The organism is Salinispora sp. H7-4 (assembly GCF_013416675.1).
GTDB lineage: Bacteria > Actinomycetota > Actinomycetes > Mycobacteriales > Micromonosporaceae > Micromonospora > Micromonospora vitiensis.
Window position 1 is genome coordinate 1 of record NZ_JABZED010000002.1, and the last position, 6,170, is coordinate 6,170.

Below are 6,170 nucleotides of genomic sequence, written 5' to 3' on the forward strand. Positions count from 1 at the left end.
CGACGCCACTCCCGGCTCGGACAGCAATCCCCGATCACCTACGAGAAGACCACCCGGCCAGCAGCAGCTACGCTGCCCCTGGCCGCATAAACCCGTGTCCAGGATCAGGGGTCAAGCCCCCCGCGCCGCGTACCGGGGCCGACCGCGTCCAGCCGTTCGTGCCGGCGGGAACGTCCTGGGACCGCGAAACGTAACTTGGACAACCATGTGCGCATGCGCTGCCTCCCATAGGGATGTCACGGCGACGCACTGACCCCGCGCTGTTGCCCGGTTACGTTGCCGCCGTTCCCACCCTTTCCGTATTGCGCAGTCGCAGTCGAGGGAAGAGTTGTCCGCTGCTAGTCCGTGCTGTCCGCGGACACCTTGCGGCTAGGGTGTGCCAGGTGAGCGACTACGTGCAGGTATCGACGGCCGCGCCGTCCCGAGATGTCGCGGTGGAACTCGCCCAACAGGCCGTGAGTCGACGCCTCGCGGCTGGTGCCCAGATTGTCGGGCCGGTGACATCGGTGTTCTGGCACCTTGGCGAGCAAGGTGTGGGTGAGGAGTGGCAGGTGCTGCTGTATACCACCCTAGCCCGCTATTCCGACTTGGAGGCGTGTCTACATCAGGCGCACCCGTGGACAGACCCGCAGGTGACAGCGGTGCCCGTGGTGGCGGGGGCTACCGGCTACCTGAATTGGGTGGCGAGGACAGTCGATGGTGCGTAGGCATCTCGGAAGCCAGCGAGCGCAACTCGGCGACGCAGGGCAGCGCGGCGTGTGGCTCCAGGCGGCCGAGGATCTCATGTAGTCGTTGTCCTGGCCGGATTGAGCCCACGCCAGCGGCGAGCCGGGCCACGGCTGAGGCCGTTGCGCACGCTTGCTCCACCTCGTTGGCGTCGAGGTAGGCGTCGGCCAGCCACGACAGATACAGGGACTTGTCGCGGGCCTGCGTGTCGTCGAACCCTGCCAAGGCTCGTTCGCGCACGGGGATGGCCCGCAGAGGCCGGTTCAACACTGTCCAGCATCGTCCGGCCATGATGTCGTCCTCGACCCGGTCGACCCACCACACCCAGTCCGGTTCTGGCCGGTCGTCACGTTCCGCGAGATAGGCGGTGCCCTGGTCCAGATGCTGCTGAGTTAGGGCCGCATCACCAGTAACGGCATATGCCCATCCGGCGCGCAGATTCAGTAGTGCCCGCACTCCGGGTGTTGCCGTGCTTGCCTCGGCGCAGCTGGCGGCAGCCGTCGCGGCGGCGGCAGGTTTGCCGAGGTCTAGTTGCTGATATGCCAGGAACGCCAGTGCGTTGCCGGTGAGCGGCGGGTTGTCTGCGTCTCGGGCGGCAGCGAGGCTGGCGCGATACAGCCGGTCGGCATCGGAGTGCCGACCGGCGTCGAACGCCGCCCAGCCGGCAAGTTGGGCTTGTTCTGCGAGGACCGCTAGGAGTTGCTGGCCCGTGGCTTCGCTGTAGGAGCCGTCTTTGATGAGTTGGGTCGTGGAATGAACTTCGGAGGCGTACAGGTCGTGGGTGTCGGCACCACCGAGGTAGTTGTCCAAGCGTCGGAGACGAGCGGTCCGTTCGGCAATCTGCCCAGGCGTGGTGGCGCCGACTCGCCGGCCATGTACAAGCAGGGTATGGGGAAGGGCAGCAGCAAGGCCAGTCGCGATTACAAACCCGCGACGTCCGATAGAGGGCCCAGCGGCGGTAAGGGCCACGAGTTCCCCTTCCGCGCCGAGCGCGTCGTCAACACGTTGGGCGGCGGCTTTGGTGGGTGGCTTCACGCCGGTTTCCAGTTCGTGCAGGTACGTCTTTCCGTAGAAGGTGCACCTGGCCAGGCCGCGTAAGGAAATCCCCCGAGCCTGGCGCAGCTGGCGCATCCGTTCGGAAAACGACAGGTCACTCATGATGACTCCCAGGTAAAGGACTGGGTGGCGGGCCGCCGGCCTTTACCTGGGCGGGCTGCCAGCATCGACGGTACTCCTCGCCTGCACGTCACGGCGTCATCCGGCGGTGTGGTCACCTCGGGCGCGTTGCGGGCGCGTACGCCCTACCACGGATGGTGGTTCTGAACAGGTGCGAGCTGTCCGCTCCAAAGTAGCGGACATTCAAAACCTCAACGGACGTCCCAAACCCATCGTCGATGCCATTTGTCTACTATGGATACGACTAAACTCGTTCCGGTTGATCAGTGATCACGAGCAACGGTGACGGGGGCTTCCTCGTAATCTCTCGGTCGCGGGTTCAAGTCCCGCCCGCCCCACCATCAGAAATAGCTCCTGAACTGGGGCTTCTGGAGCATTCGGCGCCCTGGCGTTCACCCGCGGTCTTCCGCCGGACGGACGCGCTATCACCTGCGACAACCGCGAACGTTGGCTGGGTGTGGCGCAGGCGCACTGAAACCAGGCCGGGGCGACCGACCGCATCGACTTGCCGCGAGGGGCATCCCGCCGGTGCGGGGTGCCCCTTTCGGTGGTTCAGAGCGACTCGGGCAGGTTGAAGGAGGCGAAGACCTCGGGGGAGAAGGCGGTGATCTCGGCGATCATGCCTTCCTCGATTCGGAAGACGTTGAGCACCTGCGGACGGTAGATCGACTCGCCGGGACGACGTACGTAGCCGGCGATGGCCGGTTGTCCGTTGGCGTGTGCCGGCAGGGCTCGCCATGACCCGAAGTAGGCCGGCGAGGCCGGATCGAACTGTGCGACGAGACCTGCGACGAAGACGTCTCGGCCGACGAACCAGAGCGGGTCCGGTGGCATCGTGACCCGCACGTCTTCGCGGAGCAATTTCGCGAAGTTCTCGGCGTCGGCGTTCTCGAGCGTCTCGATGCAGCGCTGTACGAGGGTGCGTTCGGCCGCTGCCGGGTCCGCCGCGGGGCCCCAGTCGCTGGGCCGAGGGGGTAGGCGGTCCTTCAGCGTGGCCCGTGCGCGTTGCAGTGCGCTGTTGGCGGACGCGACGCTGATGTCCAGCATCGCGGCGGCCTCGATGGCGGGCCAGTTGAGGACGTCGCGCAGGATCAGCACCGCCCGCTGCTGCGGGGGTAGGTGTTGAATCGCCACGAGGAAGGCGAGTTCGATCGTCTCTCGCGCCATGATCTGAGAGTCGGGCTGCCGTTCGGCCGGGGCGACGGGTTCAAGCAGGTGGTCGGGGAAGGGCTGCAGCCAGGGAACCTCGTCGGTCGGAGGCGGGGGAGTGGACGGTCCGGCGCCCAGGGCCGGCTGGCGGTACGGAGCTGGTGTGCGGGCGTTGCGTCGGAGGAAGTCGAGGCAGACGTTGGTGGCGATGCGGTAGAGCCATGCCCGGACGCTGGAGCGTCCCTCGAACGTCTCACGTTTGCGCCAGGCCCGAAGGTAGGTCTCCTGGACCAGGTCCTCGGCGTCCTCGAACGACCCCAGCATGCGGTAGCAGTGGACGTGCAACTCGCGTCGATGCCTCTCGACGAGTGCCGCGAAGTCGTCTTCGTCGTCGAGGATGGCGGTGGACCGCTCTGCGTCGGGCTGTGACGCGTCTGCACCAACGGTCGCCATCTGTCCCTCTTCCTCCACTGCGGACCACATATACGCGGCACCCTATCCCGCGGCAGGGCCCGGGTGCCGACGCGAGCTCACCCAGTCCACCGACCGCCCATCAGCCGGGTGGATGGCCGTTCCTTTCACGATCGCCTCCGAAACCGATGAGTTGCCGGCGGCGCCGACGTCATAAGAGACGTGGCAGGTGCACCCGGCACCGGCCCGATCTCGCGATCACGCCGGTGCCGTGCCATGGACCATCCGTACTGGTAGATGTCAAGGAGTGATCATGTCTGAGAACGAGCAGCAGATGCCGCCGCAGCCGGACCCGGCGCTACGGCGCTTGGACTACCTCGTGGGCACCTGGAAGCTCAGCGGCAAGACCGAGGCCGGTCCCATGGGCCCGCCGGCCGAGCTGTCGGGCACCGAGACCTTCGAGTGGCTGGAGGGCGGCTTCTTCCTCGTCCACCGGTGGAACTGCGTCATCGACATGGGGCCGGGGGGCAAGATGCCGGACGTCGGGTACGAGTTCTTCGACTTCGCCCCGGAGACCCAGAAGTTCCGGTCGCACTACTTCAGCAGCTTCGGGCCGTACAACGAGCAGCAGAGTCACTACATCGGCGGGTTCGAGGACGACAAGCTCGTCCTGGTCGGCCCGGCGAGGTACGTCCGCAAGCTCAACGAGGACGGCTCCATCAGCTACGACTGCGACTTCCCGCTGCCGGACGGCAATTGGGTTCCGTTCATGCACGCCACTCTCACGAAGGTGTCCTGACCCAGCTTGACGTAAGGGCACCGCGCGATCAGTCACACCCCCAGAACGATCGCGCGGTGCCCGCCGGATGGGTCGTGGGACGGCGGCTGGCGGGCCGGGTGGCGGCTTGATAGGCAAGTAACTGCTTGCCTATTATTGCCGGGTGAGTGACACTGGCGCAGACAAAGGCCATCCGGCTGAAGCGGGCGACGTCTTCAAGGCGCTGGCCGACCCGACCCGCCGGAAGATCCTCGACGAGCTGGCGGAGCGGGACGGCCAGACGTTGTTCGAGATCTGCTCGCGACTGGCCATGAAGCACCAGCTCGGTTCGTCCCGTCAGGCGATCTCACAGCACCTGGAGGTGCTGACCAGGGCCGGCCTGGTCGCCAGCCGCCGGGCGGGTCGTTACAAGTTTCACCACCTCAACACCGAACCCTTGGAGCGCCTTACCGACCGATGGCGCAACCGAGAAGCGAAGGAGAGCTGATGCGCATCCACCTCACCAGCGTTCTGGTGCACGACCAGGAGGCGGCACTGCGGTTCTATACCGAGGTGCTGGGATTCGTGAGGAAGACGGAAGTTCCGCTCGGCGACTACCGCTGGCTCACTGTCGTCTCGCCGGAAGACCCCGGCGGCTGCGAGCTGCTGCTCGAGCCAGATGCCCATCCCGCGGCCACGCCGTGGAAGGAGGCCTTGGTCAATGATGGGATTCCGGCTACGTCTTTCGCCGTCGAGGACGTCCGCGCAGAAGTTGAACGCCTTCGTGGCTTGGGGGTCCGATTCACCCAGGAGCCCCTGCAGATGGGTGCTGTCACCACGGCGGTCCTCGACGACACCTGCGGCAATCTGATTCAGCTTGTACAGGCCACCTGACCGCGGCCGATGCGTCGGGGAGGAGGGCGAGGGGTTCCGCCCTGCCGCCAACAGCGGCTGGGACGGAACCCCTCGTGACGGTCGGGCGCGGGGTTAGCCCGCGCAGCCGGGAACGTTGACGCAGTTGTTGGGCCGGTTCTTGATGACGACGGTGCCGGTGGCGGTGTTCAGGTTCACCGTTCCGCCGCTGTTGAGGATGCCGCCACCGGTGGTGATGGCGATGTTTTTGAGCACCTTCGTGGTGAACAGACTGATCGTCCCGAAGTTTTGGATGCCGCCGCCCACATCGGCCTGGTTGCCGATGACCTTTGTCCGGCGCAACACCGTTTCCCCGCTGTTGAAGATGCCTCCGCCAGTGAACGTGGCGGTGTTGTTCTTGAGGAGGCTGTCCTCGACCACGGCGAAGTTGTCCCCCTCTGCGACAAACAACCCGCCTCCGGAGATGTCCGATGTATTGTCCGACACGTTGACGTACCGCATTGTCAGCTGGGCGGTGTTGTCAACCCGGACCCCGGCACCACTGCCGGAGCTGGTGTTTCCGGTGATTTTGGTGCCGGTCACCACACCGTTGGCACCGAATACGAACAACCCTCCAGTGGTACCTGCCTGGTTGCCGGAGATGCTGCCGCCCTTGACGGTGACGGTGCTGCCGGATTCAAAGATGCCGCCGCCAGCGTTGGCGATGTTTGCATCGATTTTGGACTCCTCGACTTTCAGGAGGCCGAGACTGTGGATTCCGCCGCCGCTGTCGCTGGCGGTGTTTCGGCTGATGGTGGAGTGTGTGACGGTCGTGGTGCCGTTGTTGCCGATGCCGCCTCCTGCGGTGGCGGCGATGTTGCGGGTGATGGTGCTGTGGTTGGTGGTGAGTGCGCCGCCGGTGTTGACGAGGATTCCGCCGCCGTCACCGTCGGTCTGGCCGCCGGTGATGGTGAGGTGGTTGAGGGTGAGGTCGCCGCCGACGTCGACGGTGAGGATTCTGAACTGTTCGACGGCGGCGGCGCGTTCGATGGTGGTGTGTTTGCCGCCGTTGAGGGTGATGGGGGTGGTGATGGCGGGG

Annotated in this window: 7 protein-coding genes; 4 read left to right on the top strand and 3 right to left on the bottom strand. The window is 65.8% G+C overall.

The window, feature by feature from the left end; all coding sequences use genetic code 11:
• Nucleotides 1-374 precede the first annotated feature (374 nt).
• Nucleotides 375-707: a divalent-cation tolerance protein CutA gene (cutA, locus tag H0524_RS00010; protein ID WP_180196813.1), complete on the top strand. Its 333-nt coding sequence runs from the start codon at nucleotides 375-377 to the stop codon at nucleotides 705-707.
• Here the strand turns inward: cutA and H0524_RS00015 are convergent.
• Both H0524_RS00015 and H0524_RS00020 read right to left on the bottom strand, forming a co-directional pair.
• Nucleotides 661-1,884: a helix-turn-helix transcriptional regulator gene (locus H0524_RS00015; RefSeq protein ID WP_180196814.1), complete on the bottom strand. Its 1,224-nt coding sequence runs from the start codon at nucleotides 1,882-1,884 to the stop codon at nucleotides 661-663. The genes cutA and H0524_RS00015 overlap by 47 nt on opposite strands.
• Nucleotides 1,885-2,454: 570 nt before the next feature.
• Nucleotides 2,455-3,504 (bottom strand): sigma-70 family RNA polymerase sigma factor, encoded by a 1,050-nt coding sequence (locus tag H0524_RS00020; RefSeq protein WP_180196815.1) that lies wholly within the window; start codon nucleotides 3,502-3,504, stop codon nucleotides 2,455-2,457.
• A 271-nt stretch (nucleotides 3,505-3,775) separates the two neighbouring features.
• Between H0524_RS00020 and H0524_RS00025 the strand changes: the two genes are divergently transcribed.
• From H0524_RS00025 to H0524_RS00035, 3 genes are all read left to right on the top strand, one after another.
• Nucleotides 3,776-4,261 carry a DUF1579 family protein gene (locus tag H0524_RS00025; RefSeq protein WP_255435719.1) on the top strand — a complete coding sequence of 162 codons (486 nt, stop codon included), beginning with the start codon at nucleotides 3,776-3,778 and terminating at the stop codon, nucleotides 4,259-4,261.
• A 142-nt stretch (nucleotides 4,262-4,403) separates the two neighbouring features.
• Nucleotides 4,404-4,727 carry a helix-turn-helix transcriptional regulator gene (locus H0524_RS00030; protein WP_018728902.1) on the top strand — a complete coding sequence of 108 codons (324 nt, stop codon included), beginning with the start codon at nucleotides 4,404-4,406 and terminating at the stop codon, nucleotides 4,725-4,727.
• Entirely contained in the window at nucleotides 4,727-5,113 is a 387-nt protein-coding gene (locus H0524_RS00035) for a VOC family protein (RefSeq protein ID WP_018728901.1), read from the top strand. Before H0524_RS00030 ends, H0524_RS00035 begins: the two co-directional genes overlap by 1 nt.
• Nucleotides 5,114-5,206: 93 nt before the next feature.
• On the opposite strand, the gene H0524_RS00040 is transcribed toward H0524_RS00035, so the two are convergent.
• On the bottom strand, nucleotides 5,207-6,170 hold a 964-nt coding region (locus H0524_RS00040; RefSeq protein WP_255435720.1), incomplete at its 5' end, for a right-handed parallel beta-helix repeat-containing protein.

Excerpts from the sequence above, each read along its gene's own strand:
- H0524_RS00015 (WP_180196814.1), bottom strand. The coding sequence starts at position 1,884 with ATGAGTGACCTGTCGTTTTCCGAACGGATGCGCCAGCTGCGCCAGGCT.
- H0524_RS00020 (WP_180196815.1), bottom strand. The coding sequence starts at position 3,504 with ATGGCGACCGTTGGTGCAGACGCGTCACAGCCCGACGCAGAGCGGTCC.
- H0524_RS00025 (WP_255435719.1), top strand. The coding sequence starts at position 3,776 with ATGTCTGAGAACGAGCAGCAGATGCCGCCGCAGCCGGACCCGGCGCTA.
- H0524_RS00035 (WP_018728901.1), top strand. The coding sequence starts at position 4,727 with ATGCGCATCCACCTCACCAGCGTTCTGGTGCACGACCAGGAGGCGGCA.